The organism is Agrobacterium tumefaciens, from assembly GCF_005221325.1.
GTDB lineage: Bacteria > Pseudomonadota > Alphaproteobacteria > Rhizobiales > Rhizobiaceae > Agrobacterium.
This window is the reverse complement of sequence record NZ_CP039889.1, coordinates 2,204,264-2,221,243: the sequence shown is the minus strand read 5'-3', so window position 1 is coordinate 2,221,243 and position 16,980 is coordinate 2,204,264. Positions and strand designations below refer to the sequence as shown.

The 16,980-nt window shown below is 56.8% G+C and carries 11 protein-coding genes; 1 reads left to right on the top strand and 10 read right to left on the bottom strand.

What is annotated here, in order from left to right:
- Window positions 1–4: 4 nt before the first annotated feature.
- The 9 genes from CFBP5499_RS25140 to CFBP5499_RS25105 form a co-directional block, all read right to left on the bottom strand.
- Window positions 5–1,393: an alginate O-acetyltransferase gene (locus CFBP5499_RS25140; protein ID WP_080827623.1), complete on the bottom strand. Its 1,389-nt coding sequence runs from the start codon at window positions 1,391–1,393 to the stop codon at window positions 5–7.
- Complete coding sequence (locus CFBP5499_RS25135) at window positions 1,374–4,325, bottom strand: tetratricopeptide repeat protein (RefSeq protein WP_158523283.1); 2,952 nt, start codon at window positions 4,323–4,325, stop codon at window positions 1,374–1,376. The genes CFBP5499_RS25140 and CFBP5499_RS25135 overlap by 20 nt, the downstream gene beginning before the upstream one ends.
- A 2-nt stretch (window positions 4,326–4,327) precedes the next feature.
- On the bottom strand, window positions 4,328–5,038 hold the full coding sequence (locus tag CFBP5499_RS30585) for an alginate lyase family protein (RefSeq protein WP_233284554.1): 711 nt from the start codon (window positions 5,036–5,038) through the stop codon (window positions 4,328–4,330).
- Window positions 4,920–5,483 (bottom strand): hypothetical protein, encoded by a 564-nt coding sequence (locus CFBP5499_RS30580; RefSeq protein WP_233284553.1) that lies wholly within the window; start codon window positions 5,481–5,483, stop codon window positions 4,920–4,922. The genes CFBP5499_RS30585 and CFBP5499_RS30580 overlap by 119 nt, the downstream gene beginning before the upstream one ends.
- Window positions 5,483–9,319: a right-handed parallel beta-helix repeat-containing protein gene (locus CFBP5499_RS25125; RefSeq protein ID WP_080827625.1), complete on the bottom strand. Its 3,837-nt coding sequence runs from the start codon at window positions 9,317–9,319 to the stop codon at window positions 5,483–5,485. The genes CFBP5499_RS30580 and CFBP5499_RS25125 overlap by 1 nt, the downstream gene beginning before the upstream one ends.
- Before the next feature lie 189 nt (window positions 9,320–9,508).
- Entirely contained in the window at window positions 9,509–10,594 is a 1,086-nt protein-coding gene (locus CFBP5499_RS25120; RefSeq protein ID WP_080827626.1) for a PilZ domain-containing protein, read from the bottom strand.
- A gap of 18 nt (window positions 10,595–10,612) precedes the next feature.
- On the bottom strand, window positions 10,613–12,256 hold the full coding sequence (locus CFBP5499_RS25115; RefSeq protein ID WP_233284242.1) for a glycosyltransferase: 1,644 nt from the start codon (window positions 12,254–12,256) through the stop codon (window positions 10,613–10,615).
- A 140-nt stretch (window positions 12,257–12,396) separates the two neighbouring features.
- The gene (locus CFBP5499_RS25110) at window positions 12,397–13,467 is read right to left on the bottom strand and encodes an alginate O-acetyltransferase AlgX-related protein (RefSeq protein WP_080827628.1); all 1,071 of its coding nucleotides are present in this window, start codon (window positions 13,465–13,467) and stop codon (window positions 12,397–12,399) included.
- Window positions 13,468–13,479: 12 nt separating this feature from the next.
- Entirely contained in the window at window positions 13,480–14,910 is a 1,431-nt protein-coding gene (locus CFBP5499_RS25105; protein ID WP_080827629.1) for an MBOAT family O-acyltransferase, read from the bottom strand.
- A 432-nt stretch (window positions 14,911–15,342) separates the two neighbouring features.
- Here CFBP5499_RS25105 and CFBP5499_RS25100 point away from each other — a divergent pair, with 432 nt between their 5' ends.
- Window positions 15,343–15,546, top strand: a complete 204-nt coding sequence (locus CFBP5499_RS25100) for a cold-shock protein (protein ID WP_080830080.1) — start codon at window positions 15,343–15,345, stop codon at window positions 15,544–15,546.
- A gap of 401 nt (window positions 15,547–15,947) precedes the next feature.
- Here the strand turns inward: CFBP5499_RS25100 and CFBP5499_RS25095 are convergent, their stop codons facing one another.
- Window positions 15,948–16,760: a nickel-binding protein gene (locus CFBP5499_RS25095; RefSeq protein WP_080827630.1), complete on the bottom strand. Its 813-nt coding sequence runs from the start codon at window positions 16,758–16,760 to the stop codon at window positions 15,948–15,950.
- Between the last annotated feature and the right edge of the window lie 220 nt (window positions 16,761–16,980).

The following is a 16,980-nucleotide window of genomic DNA, read 5'->3' as shown; positions in this document are numbered from 1 at the left end:
TGCTTCAGCCCTGCTTCTTGATGAATTGATCGGGAACGCGGCACAGACGTGCGGTAACCGTGGTGTCGCCGAAGTTTCCGTTGACGGAGACGCCCGTAATCGGCGTCGGAAACTCGTCGTTCAGCATCAGGTAAAACGTGCCGTCATCGACGAAACGGGGAAAGCCGCCTAGTGTCAGCGTATCCTCATCGCCATCGCGATAACGCACCGTGACAGTCATCTGGTTCAGGCCAGCCTGGGAGGCAGCGAACTCCAGATACGCCTCTCCATATTGCTGCACCTTGAGTTCTCCGGCGGCAAGCAGCACTGTCTCGCCGTCAATTTTCTTCGGCTGAGAGTTCGCGATACTGCCATTACCCTCACAGGAGCCGTAGACCGCCGCCAGCAGTTGGCGCGATGCCTGGAACATGGTCTGGTCCACGGCATAATATGACGGCGCCTCCCAGATGATCAGCGGGGCCGGCTTTTCGTGAAAGCCTTTGGAGAAGACGAGAGTCGCAAGAGATGAGATGAACTGCGCGCCGTTTTCGGCATAGTTCGTAATGTCCAGACCGGTTTCCTGCGCAAGAAATCCCGCAAAGTTGAATTCAGGCGTAGCGCTGAAGGAGGAGCCGACAAGAGCAACCGGTGGCGAGGTTTCCGCCGCATTTCCCAGAAGATCGCTGGCATCATCTGCCGATCTCGTTGTCTGCCAGACCGTTTCTTTCTCAGGCTCCACCGCACTGCCGCACAATGCCTGAATTTCGTGACCCATCGGCGCGATGTAATCGAGACTTCCGACAGCCTTTGTCTCGAAATTGTAGGTAGACAGGGATGGGTATCCAGCGAGCTTCTTCATCGTTTCCGCCGCGGCGGAAGCAACCAGATGGGCGCCGGATGACGTCCAGTGATGATCCCGCGCAAAGAAGAAATTGCCCCTTGCCTGATGATCGTCAATCGCCTTGAGAACATCTACCGTCGTGATGCCGTTCTTTTGCAGCTGCATGACATAGTGACGGAACTCCTGTTCTGCGACGGGGGCGTTGTAGCGCGCCTGGATCTCGTCGCTATCATCGAGTTTCGCTTGCTGCACGATGCCGCGGGACGGCAGCGGCAGGAAAACAAGTTCCGTTCCCTTGACGCGCAACGCATCGGAAATGGCGCGCAGGGAGGCCATCGTTTCCGACGTTCTGACGAAGAACTCCTCAAAATCCGTATTGGTACGGAAAAACACGCCATCGAGCCCTTCGGCCAGATTGAATTCAGATTTTTTGTTGCCGATATCCGGGCAGGCCATGCCCGCAAAGGCTGGCGTTGCGGCGAAAACGAACAGAGCACTCATGAAGCGGAGGGCAAACCGGCTCACCTCACCTGTACCGCACAGATGGAAAACCTCAAGGCTCTTCGTTTTCATCGACCACCTCCATCTTAGGTATCTCGAAATGGGGATCAGCCGCCGCCATCTTCGTGAGAATTTTGTTGGCCTGATTGTGCTTGAGCACCTGCGCGCGCCTCAGCCAGAGGAGCCCCTCTGCCTGAAGGGCCTGCGAACTGTCTGCGCGAAGGACGAGCGCCGTCTGAAACATGGCGGACGGATTGTTGGCGGCGGCGGCTCGGGCGAGCCATTCATTCGCCTTGTCCGCGTCCCGTTCGACGCCTTGCCCCGACCTGTACGCCTCATAGAGCCGATACATGGCAAGCGGACCTTCTTCCGTGCGTGTCGCCGCGGCTTTCTCCAACCAGCCAATGCCCGCCTCACCATCATGCGGAACACCGAAGCCGGAAAGCAGGGACAGCCCGACGTCGATCATCGCTGCCGCGTCGCCGCGCTTTGCACCCTTGTAATTAAAGGCAAATGCCGCTTCCGGATCGACAGGCGCGGCGAAACCGGAGCTTTCCAGCGCCGCGAGATCGTGCCATGCACGATCAAAACCGGCATCTGCCGCCGCCTGTAAATTCTCCTTTGCAAGCTCCCTGCTCTGCGGCACGCCTGCACCCCAGAGATAAGCGAGACCGAGTTCGCGCTGCGCCGAACGGCTGCCAGCGTCGCTTGCGGTGCGCAGGTAGTCGGCGGCGCGTTTCTTGTCGATGTCGACGCCAACGCCATCGGCATACATGCGGGCAAGTTTCAGGTTGAGCGATGGGTTTTTCGGCTGCACTGCAAGTGCCCGATCGTAATAGGACAAGGCCTTGGACGGATCGGCAGGTGTATGAACGCCATCAAGGAGAAGATCGGCCATCATGATCGTCGCTTCGACGTCGCCATTGGCGATCCCTTCTTCGAGAACACGCTGTGCCTCTCCAAAATTCCGTTCGCTTTTCCCTCCTTCGAGATATGTTGAAGCCAGCATGGCGGCCGCACCCGGATATCCCGCACCTGCCATCTCCCTGGCGAGGTTGGCGCCCCGCAGGCTCAACAGCGGATCTGTTGATTTCAGCAGAGCACCGGCGAGCAGGAAACGGTCGGCAGACGAGAGATCGGGAATGTTGGCAGCAAGTTCCAGAAACTCCCTCGCCTTGCCGCTCTCTCCATCTTCCAGCGAAAGAACATCGAAGAGATCGATCGCCGCAGAGAAACTCCCGGCTCGCGCCGCTGTTTCCAGAAGCGGAACTGCTTCTTCCAGACGGCCATTTGCCCTCAGAAAGCGTGCCATCTCGACCGATGCCTCGACATCGCCCCTATCGACCGCTCTCTGGAAAATCGCATGTGCCTTTTCAAACGCATTCGGGCCGCCGACGCGCATGTGCAGATTTGCAAGTTCGATCAGACCATCCGTCCTGCCCCTTGCAGCCGATCTTTCCAGATATTCCGTCGCCTTGCCAATATCGACCGGAACGACCTGCCCTTCTGCGTAAAGCTTGCCGAGCTTCAGCATCGCCGCATCGCTGCCAAGGGCCTCGGCCTTCTCCAGCCATTCCACGGCGAAAATTTTTCGTTTCGGGTCTGAAGAAAGAAGAGCAGCCTCCGCCAGCCTGTTCAGCACGCGAACCGACGGCCGCACCGCAAGCGCTTTCGAATACCACGCCATGGCATCGTCGATATCGACCGTCTGGCCAATACCATGAAGACTGAAATCGCCCCGCAGCACGATTGCGTTGATGCTGCCGGCGGCTGCGGTGGCGACAAGCCCGTTGCGTGCCGCTGTCAGACTTTCTTCCGTTCGCAATTCAGGCTTTTCGAGAAGCAATTGTGCTAAAAGGGTAGTGCCATCCTTGGATTGTCGCGCCAGCGTCAACCCATAGATATCCAGAGCTTTTCGCGCATCGGCGATAACGCCATCGCCATCACGGAACATCGTGCCGATGCGCAGAAGCGCATCCACGTCGCGCGTTTCGCCATTCATGACCTGGGCGAACAGATCGTCAGAAAGCTTCTTGCGGTTTTCCAACGTGTTCTGAAGCTGCACGGAGAAATAGAGCACGGCCTTGGCATCTTTGATGCCAGCAAGACGCCGCATCCATTTATCGAAGATCGGTTGATCGACATTGATGTCGCCGCTCTCGGTAAAGTCCTTGACCAGTTCCTGCGCCGCTTCTATATCGCCGGCTTCGGCTGCCCGGTTAAGATAATCCGCCGCCTCAGCGGAATTGAACAGGCCGGTCGCGGGATCCATTTGCAGGCGCGCGATCCAGAAGATCGATCGCTTATGCCCGAGCTCGCTGGCTTTCCGATACCAATTGAGTGCCGCGTGCAATGCCTCGTCGGAATTCGCATTTTCCCGGTAGTAGGTCGCAAGGTCGTAAGCCGCGCGCCCATCGCCGGACGCCGCACGCCGCTCAAGCAGCCCGATGCCGAAGCGGGTCATCGACTGTGCTTCGGCCTCAGGCGTTCCGGCCAGACCGGCCAACTCGAAAGCAGCCCCGCCATAACCCAGCCTCAGCGCCAGTTGCAGCCGGGCCTTCGCATCGGCGGCACCCAGCTGCCGCTCCACCATCGTTCGCCCGGCAATATAGGCTGCCTCGGCGACCCCCGCCCGGCCAGCCTCTTCCAGGAGCGACAAGGCGCGATTGATATCGAATGAACCGCCCTCTCCGGCAAGCAGCATCTTCGCCAGCGTCAATTTGGCTTCAGACTGGTGCGGGCCGGGTATCGTCAGCGCGGCTTCGAGGACTGTGCGCGCCTTGCCGAAGTCAGACACGAGCAAGGGATTTTGCGCATCGACCGGCACGCCGGCCCGTAGCACTCTTGCATAATCCAGCATGCCCTGCCCGTCGCTGCGCTGCGAAAGCGCGGTCGCGGCTTCGATAAGCCTGCCCGCCACCTGCGCTTCAGCGGCAGATACTGGAAAGCCGTTCAAAAACGTCGATCCGACCGTAAGAGCAAGGGTGAAAAGGTGACGCTTCATCATCACTTCCCCCAGAAACAGGTGGCGTTGCCACCGACAAATTCATCGATCAACGGTCGTTCGGTCGCGGCATCCTTTTGCAGCAGCGCAATCGCACGCTGCACGGAGATATTCTCGGCAGGAACCGCCGCCAGAGCTTCAAGGAATGCGAGATAGTGGCGACCATTGCCACGGTTATCGAGAAAGCCCGTATCCTGGTGAAGATAATCACGGCTTGGACCGGGAATGTAATTCTCGGCCGCATAGGCATTGACGAGCACCGGATCGTTGATGCCGTTCAGCCAATAACCAAAAATCGTCCAGATCGACCGTTTGACGGGGCTGGCATCGCCGGATGTCTTCACATAGAGATTTTCGCCGTGTCCGCGGGCAACCTCTGCCATCACCACCATGCTGGTCAGCGACTGCCGCATATACCAGAGCGCCCGCGCACCCCGGCGCGTTTCAAGCGGTAGTCCGCCATTAGCGCGGGCCTCATCGAGAATGGAGAGAAAGCGCGACCTGCCTTTTTCATAAAGACCGTCATCCCCGACGATCCCGCCCCATGTCATCAGCACGCTATCGGCCAGATACCGGTGGTTGTTGACGTCGACGTCACCGTTGAATGTTTGGTCGACCCGTCGAACCAGCGGATCGAGCCATTTCTGGATTTTCGACCGTTCCGCGTCCGGCAGCTCGTCGCGGATGATCGAAAAAGCCGTGATGGTCGGCAAGAGTGCGCGCTTCAGCGCATAATAAGCGTCGTGCCCGACCTCCGTTTTTTTCGAAGGCGCCTCGATCCGCCCAGGTGTTCAGAAGGCTACGCAGCATCGTGGTCGATGAGGCGTCACCGCCAAGCGCACGCCCGGAAAGTACCATCACGGCCCAGGCGAACTGGGCACCGGCACGATCGCTACCGTAACCGGCGGTCGGACGAAATCCTTCGACGACCTCGAGATCAAGCCATTTGCTATCGGCCTTGATCGCAAGGCATTGTTTGCGAAGACGTCCCGATGTATCGGCCGCGATTGCCGCCTTGCGGGCCGAAACATCGAAAAGACCGTCATAGGCAGGTGCTGCGGTTGCGGCAGAGGTGGTGCAAAACCAGACACCGAAGGCTACAAGGATACCGCGTCTCAGGGGGATTTTTGGGCCCAGAATCCCGGAAAACATTGCCATCAGCTTCGGCCTCCCGTCCCGTTGAAGTTCTCGTACTGAACGGAGTTTGAAACATTCGTGCAGGTGTCGGTCAGTGCATCTTCCGCGAAGATTGCGGATTGACCGTCGCCATTGAAAAACCCTGCGTCGCGGAAACGGCAGCTATAGGCTTCCGGGCGTTTCGGTCGGCACACCGTCGAGGTTATCAACACGCTTTCGCGCTCGTTGAAGCGCAGCATATGGCCTTCCATCGCCCGACCATCGCCATCGATCAGCCGGCCGACCTGATTGAGATAATCGTTGCCGGAAAGGCTGAAACCCGACGTCCCGTCAACCTTGATGCCGCCGCCATTTCCGTGGATGCGGTTGCCGCTGGCCGCGAAGGTCGTCAGCGGCAGATAGGGATCAAACTCGAAATCGCGCAATGCGTTAGCAGGAGATGCTCGCAAGTTACTTATATAGCCGTGGATCGCATCCTGAGCGTTGTTTTCCAGAATATTCTCATGAACGCCAACGTCCCAACTGTTGCGAATCTTGATGCCCGCACGCTTGTTGTCGAAGAACCGGTTGCCGACAGCCAGATTGCAGCTGCTCTCAAAGAGGGTCAGGCCATCCTGATTGTTGTCGAAGGCGACATTGGCATAGATGAAATTGTCGACGCTGTTGCGGTCGATCATGAAGCCCGAGCCGGCATTGGTGTGGGATACATTGCCGACGATCCAGGAAAAATTCACCTCACGCGAGACGATGATGCCGTGTTTGGCCTTGGTGTCATAGGCAGTGTTGAGGGCAATCAGCAGCCGATGGGAGCGATCGTGCGGGTCGATCGCGTAGAGCACGTTGTCGCGATATTCGTTGCCCACGAGACTGACATCGTCGGCCTCATAGGAGTAGAATCCATATTCGAAATTGTGGAAGAAATTGTCGACAACGATCCCCGTAGGCGCACGCGCGCCACTTATCCGCTGCGCCACGGTCTTGGGACCGGCAGAAAAGGCCAGGCCGAAGGACTTGGGTGCCGCGTAACCCAGCGCGTCCAGCACGGAGCCACCGATCATCAGCCGTGAATTGCTCCAGCCGATGATATAGGGCCGGAAAACATGACGCTTTTCTTTATCCGAGTAACGCGGCGTCCCGGTCACCTCGTCCCAGGATGTGACGGTCGTATCCTGGACGTAAAGCGTTCCAGCCACGGAAATGAAACTGCCGGCCGTCGCAGAAAGACGATAGGTGGCCGCCTCCTGTCCGGAAAGGATCAACGTCGCGCCCTCCGCCACCAGAACCGGCGCGCGCAGCGTCACGACATCGTTTTCGCGCGTTACCAACGGAAAACCGTCGCCAGCATCCAGTTCACTTGCCAGACTGCCAAGAGTGTAGACGCCGCTCTGGATAACGATGATGCGCGGATAAGGAATGCCCTGCGCTTCAGCCGCGAAAGACAGCCCCGTATTGCCCGCAGCGAGATCCTCCATGAATTTGTCGCTATAGGGACTGAGATTGGCAAGCGTAACGGCAGCATGACCGGGCTGCGGCAAGGGCACATTCTCCCGCACCATGCCGGCACGCACGGAAATGTCGGAATAGGTGTAGGTCTCGGGAAGGCTCATCCTGCCTTCCTGCCGGGCAAGTGTCAGCCTGCCATCGCTGAAGGCGGCAGCGGGTGTTGCTTCTGCCGCAGCCTGAAGCTTCGGTGCCTGTTGCATGGCCAGGTAATCGACCGGGCTTCCTTTGCCCCAACCGAGATTACGCACATCGAGAGACCGGAAATTGGCTTCCGCGATGGCACGCGCCGTGCGGACACGCAACATGTGATCCTTCAGGGTCCTCGCCTGAACCGATGCGAATTTGAGCATCGCCGGATTTGCCGCAGCCGCAACCAGAACGTCGGCCTTGAGCGTCTCATCGTCCGCTGCACCGGAAAATGACGCGAGATAAGTCAATGCCTCACCGCCGAAGCCATCCAGCGCAGCACGTTTTCCAATCATGCTGGCGGCCCGCGCCTTGATCTTCTCGTCGGCAATACGATCAATCAGTTGCTTGGCTGCATCGGTCTTGCGCGCGTCGGTCAGCACTTCGACGATCTTCAGATACCCCTTGTCGCGGCTATCTTTTTTGTCCTCACCGGCTGCAACTTTCACCGCTTCGCCGACCAGCGCATCGAAATCACCGTTACCCTTGCTGTCATTGGCAACCGAAGCCAGCCGCAGCAACGCCTCTATCCGGAATTCCGTGTCCTGAATGGAAAGGGCGACTGACTTCGCATCATCCGTCTCGCCCTTTTTGGCGAGCGTACGCGCCAGTTCGGACTGTACGCGTCCCCTGTCACGGCTATTGGCGATGATTTCGAGTGCACTCTGGGCCGCCGCAATATCACCTTCCCGCGCCTTCACGCGGGCGATCCCGGCAACAGCCTTGTCGCGGTCATTGCCGCCCTGGAGAAAGGGCAGCAGCGTCTCTGCGTCCTTCACCCTGTCGGCATCTGCCAGGCTTTTGGCAAGATTGGCAATCGTGTTGCCGCCGTCCTTGGCCGCGCGCAATTCCTGCACCAGCGCCAAGGCATCATCCAGTCGCTGCAGGCTGATGGCGCTCTCGGCCGCCGCCACTACCGCCACTCCCCGCTCAGGGTCGGACAGGCCGGCAAGAACGGCGTTTCCATTGGCATAAGAAGCATCGGCCATCTTCGTCAGATCGTTTTTGGCGAACACGGTTGCCAGCGTGAAATCAAGCTCGGCGCGCAACGCGCTTTCCGGCAAATATTCTGCCAACTTTGCTGCATCCAGCCCACGCCCGGCCTCGATACGCTGCTTGACGATCTTCTCGATCAGATCTTCCTGATCGCTGTTGTCCGCAAGGCTGGTGGCCAGCACTGGCATCCATTCCAGCTTGCCTTCGCTGACGGCCAGATCCGCTACATTGTCGATTGCCTTTTTACGCGCTTCGGAATCTTCCGGATTGATCGCCAGCGCCCACAACAATGCCGACTCCAGATCGTCTTTCTTGAGGGCGCCGGCGCTCTGCGCCACAATGGCATCCGTGGCAGCGCCGCTGACCGGTTTACCGTCGATCTGCTTGCCCGCAAGAATTCGCAAGGCCAGATCGTAGCGGGCATAGCCACGCATGCGTGTCGGCCACATGCGCGAAATCGCCTTGTCGGCAAGGACAGAGGACATTTGAGGATCGATGATCGTCGCCGTTTGCGCCAGAGTGTTCAGCGCCGCGTTCTTTGCCGTCTCGTCCTTGATGAGATCGACACGGTCGGCCGCCTTCTCCATCAGGCTTATGGCATTCGGCTTGTCGCCCTTGGCAACGAGAGCCGCATAGCCCCCCAAGGCCGCGACCTGCAATTCCGGCAGAGAAAGGGCCTCGATCAGCTCCATTATCCGCACACGCATCTCGGTTCTTTGCTCCGGGTCCGCGATACGGCCCTTCATCTGCTCCTGCAATGCGGAGATACTGGCGGAAACCAGACTGTCGGCATCTATTCCATCGGAGGCCAGCCTGCTCAATGCAGTCTTTGCCTCGACGGAATCCGCCGCCACCCACGATTTCAACTGTGTCATGCCAGCATGCGCCGCATCGAGAAATGCGAGGCGCTGCCGGGCGTCCGTCGCACCATCGGCCTTCAGAACATTCGCGGTAATGTCCGACATGACGGCATCGGCTTTGGCCAGCGCCGATGATGGCGTGGCCGGGGACTGCTGGGCGAAAGCGACCGAGGAGGCGCCCGGCCAGTGTCCGGAGGGAAAGACCAGCCAGATCGACAACGCCGCCACGCGCAGCGATACCAGGGTGCTCCCCGTTTTCGGCAGCCGCCGGCGATTGTAACTTGATAGGTGGATGATGTCGCGTGTCATCATGCTTCCTTCGTCAGGTCTGTGTCGTAAAAGCTGCTCGATAATTGCGTTCAGAGAACCGGAATGCAGGCAACGGATCGCCGTCGGAGACCGAGACGGTCCCGCCTGCACATGAATTTCCTGCAACTGTCATTCAATATGGCAGCCGACCAGCCGCCATTGGCAGAGGGAGGTATAACCTCCCACGACCACTTACTTCGGCAGGATTCTGCCCGTCATATCCGCAATCCATTGGTTCAGGCCGAACCATGGTCCGTTGTCGAAGCGAACGACAGCGGGTGTACCAATTTCGGCCGTCAGGTCATGTCCGCCAAGATCGATCTTTACTGCGACCCGGTCGCTGGTCGCAGCGGACTGTTCGCTGACTTTCGGCAGTTGAGACACCGCCACATCATGCAGAACCGTGCCTTGCGGCAGGTCGACGCTGACATGCGGCGCCTTATAGAGCGCCATCAGATGGGAGCGATCCACCATGGCAACCACATGCGGTTTGGCATCCGCATGACGCAGCCCCAACACCTGCGCTCCGACCTTGATCTGCGTATCGACAGCCGGACCTATGGGCTCGGCGGTGCAATCGCATGATGCGACGACCGACGTGCTCTGTCCGCTCTCGGTCAGAACAGTCAAAATCCGCTCACCACTTTTTACCGGACCGGTCACCAGATTGGTGATGATGCCGTTGGCAGGTGCAAGAACCGGAACCGTATCGACCGTAACAACCGCACTATCGGCCTCGAAAACCCAGAGACGTGTATAGAGACTGCTTGCCAGAAACGCTGCAAGCGCGAGCGACAGGACCAGCGTGGCGACAATGCCCACGGCCTTTCGGAAGTTGCCAGCGCCCGGTACCGCCTCGCCCGATTTTCGTGGCCGCAGTTTGACCTCGCCGGAAGCGCGCCTGGCGAAATCGAGAATATCGTTACCCTCGACGAGCTCACCACTGATGTAGGAATCGTGAATATAACGCAGCATACGCTGCGCGGCCGGAGACGTACCGACAAATTTGAAACCCGTACGGCCGGTTTCCACGCTGGAATGACGGACTTCCGCTTTCACGGGCAACATCATGTCGAAACCATCGAGAGGTATCTGCAACTGCAGGGGCAGCACTTGTCCTTCTTCGAAGGTGGCATCGCCTGTTGCGACGCCCACCCCGCCCAAAGACCAGTCGATCGATGAATATCTGTGCTGATCGATGACGCATTTCAGCGGCAACTTATAGCGCGCATGCTGGCGTTGCTCATCCGCTTCGAAACTCACGATGCTCATGTTCATTTTGGGCTCCTTCGCGGGTCAGCGCATACCGAAAATCGCAGTGGTCGCCTCAATGCCTGGGACCGACAATTGACCGACGAGCAACGATATGAGGGTTACAAAAAGGGTAATCGATAAAACATGCATGTAGGTGGAAGAGGCGTTTTTTAGCGCTGCGGCTCGGCCGGAGCCATTGGCGGACAGTGTCGTTTTCTGCCGCGTCCACTTCTGGCGATCGAGGTGGAAGAAAATGTAGGTTTTTATGATCGAGCCGAAAACCTGATTGAAATAGATGAAGAAGGGATAGAAAATCGAAACCCGCGGTCGGGAATTGAACAACATCAGCGTCATGATGTAACGGGTCAGCAGAACCCAGGCGAAATAGGCCGGGAAAATGAACGGGTTGTCGAAAAGCCCGATCAGGATGACCATGACGAGGCCGGCAAGCGACGTCCACATCGAGATGCGCTGATCGAAAATCGTCCACCACGTAAAATAACCGATATGCCAGGGACCAAGCGCCAGTGCGCGGCTGTTCGTTCGCAGCATGTTGCCGAACCATCGCGTCATCAATTGCGCCGCGGCCTGGAAAAAGCCTGAGGTCGGTGGGTCTTCGACTGTCGCGACGGTGACGTCGGGCACATACAGCATGTGATAATTGTTGCGCAGCAGCCAATACCAGCTCGACTTGTCGTCGCCGGTCAGGAACTTCAACCTGCCAAGACGCCAATGCTCGATATAGTCCCGTTCCACCTGCAGAATGAAATCGGAATTGGTGACGACCGAGGCGCGGAACATCGACATTCTCCCGGTCAGTGTCAGAACGCGTCTTGAAAGCCCGTTCGACGACATGAGAATATGGCGTTGCGCAAACCGCAACGAATACCAGACGTGAAACGACGATTTTCCACGCACCCGCGAGGTTTCATCCGTGGTCAACGCACCAACGCGACCATCCGCGAAAAAACCGGCGCACCGATCGACGAGGTTTTCGGGCACGATGGAATCGCCGTCGATCACTGCCACGACGTCATCGCCTCGCGGCTCCAGCTTGGAGACGGCCCGAAAAGCGTAGGCCAGCGCATCCCGCTTGCCGCTGCCATTGATGCGGACGATCACCAGACGGATATCCGTGTTCTCGCCGCAAATAAGGCGGTGCATCGAACGGATCAGGCGCTGGTCGGACATTTCGACGATGGATGCGATGACCGTCGCCCCGCCGCGAGAAGCAAGCGCTGCCCGGAACGCGGCGCGATACACCTCGGCTGTCGTGTCGCCGTCGATGCGAAAACTGGTGACGATGAGATAGGCATGAGGCGCTTGGCCGTTTTCCGCACTGTGCTCGAGATGACGATCCGCTCGAATGCGCATTTTCGGGAAGACAGTGCGACGATAGATGTTGGACCGCACGAAATGCAGGACACCCCAGAAATACCGCCAAACGGCCAGTGCGCCCAGACCGAACAAAAGACCCGCGTTCGCCCCAAAAAGCACGCCCTCCGGGACGATCACGATCAAGCTGGCGAGGCCAAGCACAAACAGCAAATGGGCCGGAAAGCTCTCGCTCCAATCGACGATAGCGGATTGCTCTCCTGCCCGAGAAACCGGCACTGTCGACAATCTATCGACAGGCAATACTTCATCAGGAAGACCGAGCACTCTCTTTTCGAGATAGTGTCTCATCCAATAATCCATCAATGAAATAAAGTTACGATCAAAAATCGAAGTAAGTTACATATAATACGATATATATATCCACATTATATATTTTTTTGACTTAATCAAACTCTAAATTACAATATATATGCGTAAAATGGATATATTTATACGATATCATCCAGATAACGTACCGGTATCTCCCACAACACGACTTTTGGCGCCGCTTGCGAGCGAAGTTTCTCCAGAAAATCCTGCATGGGCACAAAAGGCCCCTTTCCTTCCCTGGCGTAGTTGAGAACATCCACCTCGCACGTCGTTTTCAACTGATCTTCAAAAGACCAAAGTGGGTTCGCGCTATAGCTCGTCCCGACCAGGACGACCTGATCCGCCGGTGCAGCTCCAGCCTCGCCATCACCAAACAACGCATCGGCGTTATCCGCCCTGGCGGCAGCCGATATCGGCTGGATGATGTCGAAGCCCGTACCGGCTCCGGGCAACATCCAGCCGGCATCGACGAACTTTGCGAGGTCGCCGACATGGTTGACATCGTTTTGGGATACGCTGTCAAAAGCAGTTTTCATCAACTGATCGCGACGGGGAATGGCGGCGCACGCCGCCTTTGCCGCCAGACCGCTGCCTTTGACCGTCCAGTGCGTATCCGATCGCAGAAAAAGTTCTTCAGGCTTTGCGGAACCGAACGTCGCGGCCACGTCCGCGGCCGCTATCCCCTTCTTGTTCAGGAAGGCCATGAATCTCTCATAGAGATCGGCATTGGTTTCAGGCAAAACGTTACTGCCCAGCTGCCCGGCCACGACCTGCGCTTTAGGCGGGATCGGCACGATAACCAGAGTAGTGCCTTTTTCCGCCAATCTGGAGCGAACATCCACAATCGTCTGGAAAGAGGTTGCAAGATTGGCCTCCGATGTCCGGCTCCAGGCAAACTCCTCTGCCGTGAAAAGCCAGCCGCTCCGGCCAACGATTGCACCTTTCCTCGCCTCCCCGAAAACACCGAGAGAAACTGCATTAAAAAACTCGACAGCGAAATTGCTGAACGGCAATTCCCGTTCGTAGCCTTCTTCAAGCCGACTGGCGACCTTCCCGGTCCAGATATCGGCGAGTTCATCCACTTTCAGGTCTTCATCCGGGATAGTAACCACATAATTCGCGGTAATTCCGGCACCGGCCAGCAAAAGAAAGAGAACCGACGCGGTTGAAAGCAAACGTGGTGAGATCATGCGCCGTACTCCCTAAAACTGAAAATAGAGGAAGGGTGAATCATTGTCGGCCGTCAGCTTCAATATCGAAATCAGACCAAAAAAGCAGACGATGCCCGTTGCCGCCAAAGCTACGCCCGCGGTCGATGGACGAAGCGGCATATGGATCAATCGCTCGGCCGGGAAAGTCCGGTTGAACCACGGCTCAATAAACACCACCGCCACGCCAACGGCCAGCGAAGCAAGAGCGAAGTTCTTGATCTGCCACGCAATATCCGGCTGGATATGAAATCCGTTGAAGCCTGACATTCCGCGATACATGTCGACCGCGCTGTGCACGTCGAGCGATCGGAACATGACCCAACCGAGCATGACCAGCATCAGAGTACCAACCAACGCCACGAAAGAGCGCTTATCGGACGGCTTGATCCCGAGCAGACGCTCCAATGCCAGAAGCCCGCCGTGCCAGACACCCCATAGGATGAAGGTCCAGTTGGCGCCATGCCAAAGCCCGCCCAGCACCATGGTAATGAACAGGTTGAAGTAAGTCCTTGCGGTCCCGAACCGGTTTCCGCCGAGCGGAATATAGAGATAATCCCGCAGCCAGGCCGACAGGCTGAGATGCCAGCGACGCCAGAATTCCGTGATGGAACGGGACACATAGGGACAGTCGAAATTTTCGATAAAGCGGAATCCCATCATCATTCCCAATCCGATAGCCATGCTGGAATAGCCCGAAAAATCGAAATACAGCTGTATCGAATAAGCGATGGTTCCAAGCCAGGCCTCGGCAAATGTCGGGTCGGCTTTGGCGAATATCGCATCCGCTATGGGTGCCACGGAATCCGCAATCAGTACTTTCTTCGCCAGGCCGGAAAAAAACCGAATGCCGCCTTCGGCAAAAAGCTCAAGCGAATGCTGGCGATAGGTGAACTGATGGGCAAGGTCCTTGTAACGCAGGACCGGGCCGGCAACCAATTGCGGAAACAGAGCCTTGAATGCTGCAAAATCGAAGAAGTTCTGCGCCGGTGGCGCGTCTTCTCTATAAATGTCGATCAAATAAGAGATCGCCTGAAATATATAAAACGAGATGCCAATCGGTAGCAGGATTCGCGCATGCCACGACGTGAATGGGTCACCGCCGTTGAAGAGGTCGGCGAGGCTGTCCATGAAGAAATTGCAGTATTTGAAATAACCGAGCACAAGTAGAGGCCCGGAAATCGCAACAATCAGCAATCTTTTTCGCGCTTGCGCCGTCCGCTCCACATCGATCAGCTTTCCGAAGATATAGCTCCAGAGCGTCACGAGAAAAAGCAGGGCAAGGTAATCTATCCTCCACCATCCGTAGAACAGGTAGGAAAACAGAAGTATAACGAGCGATTTGTACCGGAATGGAACGGAAAAATAGACACCGAGCGCAATCGGTAGAAACATAAATATGAATAAACTTGATGAAAAAACCATCTTTATCGACTTTCTTCATGAAGGTCGAACTTAATATTCACATATAAGAATATGAATTCATGCAGGAGTCAATAAGCTGTTAATAAAAAATTAAACCACTTGATGTGTCGGGCAGACTTTCGAATCACAGTTGTGAAGGGAGATGGGACGAGCGTTTCGATCACAACACCAACCACTCTCATGACCCACGATATCGGGACGGTTTTATCCCGCCACGAAAGAAGCACCCCAGAGACGACGGGCGTATATTTTGCGGGACAACATCCCGACCACGCGTGCCGATTGCCGCTCGCTATCTATTGAGACCGCGAAACGTGACACTTTCGAAAGTCACCCCTTGTTGGCAACTTGCCCCGAGAGGACCATCAAGCCTTGTGGGGGCCGCGCTTAGACGGTACTATTATGGCGTCGTATTCATTTAGAGAGAGCACTATGGCAACAGGTACGGTTAAATTTTTCGCACAGGACAAGGGCTTCGGCTTTATCACTCCCGACAACGGTGGCCCGGACGTTTTCGTCCACATCTCGGCTGTAGGGTTTGGTGGTTCGCTTCAGGATGGCCAAAAGGTCAGCTACGATGTGGGACAAGACCGGAAGACGGGAAAGTCCAAGGCCGAAAACGTCAGCGTCCTGTGATTGGTTTCTTGGCTCAAAGATTCCCACGGGCAAGAATCCGTCACCGACTTGAGCCTTGATGGGAACGGAACGCGACCAACATCTCGGATCCGCTAAGCAACCATAATTACGATGAGTAATGCAAAGCGCCGTATGTAGGCTGATGGCCTGCCGAGATATCGCTCGGCAGGCCATTTCTCGTTAATTTACGAGATCAGCTCTCAAATGAGTACGCGAAGAAGCAGGCATCGCATACCCGACAGCAATACGGCTCGCCATCTTGCTACCACATGGCCAGTTGCAGCGTTCACTGGGACCGCAATCGGAACTGAACCGCAGTTCACTACCGTCACGGAGCCAAAGTCCGCGACAACCGTCGATCAAACTGATGTTCTTTTTGTATACCATTTCAAATCGCTCACCTATTGCAGCCACTCGCAACGATAGGCCAGCACCGGCTCGGCAAATCCTTTCAGCCGGTAACGATCACCATGCACGAGGACATCGGCGCTGCCATATTCCTGCAAGGTCTTGTCCGATATCAGGATCTGATCACTCTCAGCGGCGGCACAAAGCCTTGCTGCCAATTGCACGGTCGTACCGAAGAAATCATTGCTGTCTTCGATTGGCTCACCACAATCCAGCCCAATGCGGATGTGAATGGGCTCGCCTCTGTCGCTGTTGTAGCGATGGAACTCACGTTGGATATCAATGGCGCAGTCCACCGCAAATGGCGTGCAGGAGAACACTGCCATTATGCCATCACCGGTGTGCTTGACCTCCCGTCCCGAGCGTCGCCCCAGACAACCACGAACAAGAGCATCGTGCGCCCGGACGAGTTCAGCCGACATACGATCACCGAGGCGGGCGGTCATTTCGGTTGAGCCGACGATATCAGTGAAAAGGATCGCACGGTGGCCGGCGTCCATATCTTTCGCGACAGGCCCGGCCGCTACCGGATCCTGTATTCGCCCGAGAAATGCTTCTACGGCCGAGAGAGCGACTTCCACCACTTCACTGGCGATAAAGCCGTGCGCTTCCCGATGCACGCACTGCGCGGTTTCAGCATCCGGGGCATCGATCAGGCAAAAGGCAGTACCACGCCTTTCATCAAACCAATAGGTTAAGAACCTGACGCCATACTGATCCTGAATGTTGAGATCTTTAAGGTGTGCCGCGGCAATATCCGCCGCTGAAACTCCGGCAAGCTCGTGCCGGTCCATGAAGATAGGCATTGGTTTCCTCCCGAGAGTATATCGTTGCCTGCTCTTCCAGCCAGTTTACGACTTCCCCGAATTATCGTCTATCGCTCTTACGGGTGACCCTGGACAGGAGCGGACCACCAAAAAGAGCGATGTTCGTTTGCGTGACAATTTCGGGGCATTCGGCTATGTTACATGGCCTACGAGCATTCACTGACGCATCAATTTGCGGTCAGCCTTTGCCCGCCAACGA

Bases quoted from the DNA above. Each gene is read 5' to 3' on its own strand.
- CFBP5499_RS25105 (WP_080827629.1), bottom strand. From the start codon at position 14,910: ATGGTTTTTTCATCAAGTTTATTCATATTTATGTTTCTACCGATTGCG.
- CFBP5499_RS25095 (WP_080827630.1), bottom strand. From the start codon at position 16,760: ATGCCTATCTTCATGGACCGGCACGAGCTTGCCGGAGTTTCAGCGGCG.
- CFBP5499_RS25140 (WP_080827623.1), bottom strand. From the start codon at position 1,393: ATGAAAACGAAGAGCCTTGAGGTTTTCCATCTGTGCGGTACAGGTGAG.
- CFBP5499_RS25110 (WP_080827628.1), bottom strand. From the start codon at position 13,467: ATGATCTCACCACGTTTGCTTTCAACCGCGTCGGTTCTCTTTCTTTTG.
- CFBP5499_RS25115 (WP_233284242.1), bottom strand. From the start codon at position 12,256: ATGAGACACTATCTCGAAAAGAGAGTGCTCGGTCTTCCTGATGAAGTA.
- CFBP5499_RS25100 (WP_080830080.1), top strand. From the start codon at position 15,343: ATGGCAACAGGTACGGTTAAATTTTTCGCACAGGACAAGGGCTTCGGC.
- CFBP5499_RS25135 (WP_158523283.1), bottom strand. From the start codon at position 4,325: ATGAAGCGTCACCTTTTCACCCTTGCTCTTACGGTCGGATCGACGTTT.
- CFBP5499_RS25120 (WP_080827626.1), bottom strand. From the start codon at position 10,594: ATGAACATGAGCATCGTGAGTTTCGAAGCGGATGAGCAACGCCAGCAT.
- CFBP5499_RS25125 (WP_080827625.1), bottom strand. From the start codon at position 9,319: ATGATGACACGCGACATCATCCACCTATCAAGTTACAATCGCCGGCGG.
- CFBP5499_RS30580 (WP_233284553.1), bottom strand. From the start codon at position 5,483: ATGGCAATGTTTTCCGGGATTCTGGGCCCAAAAATCCCCCTGAGACGC.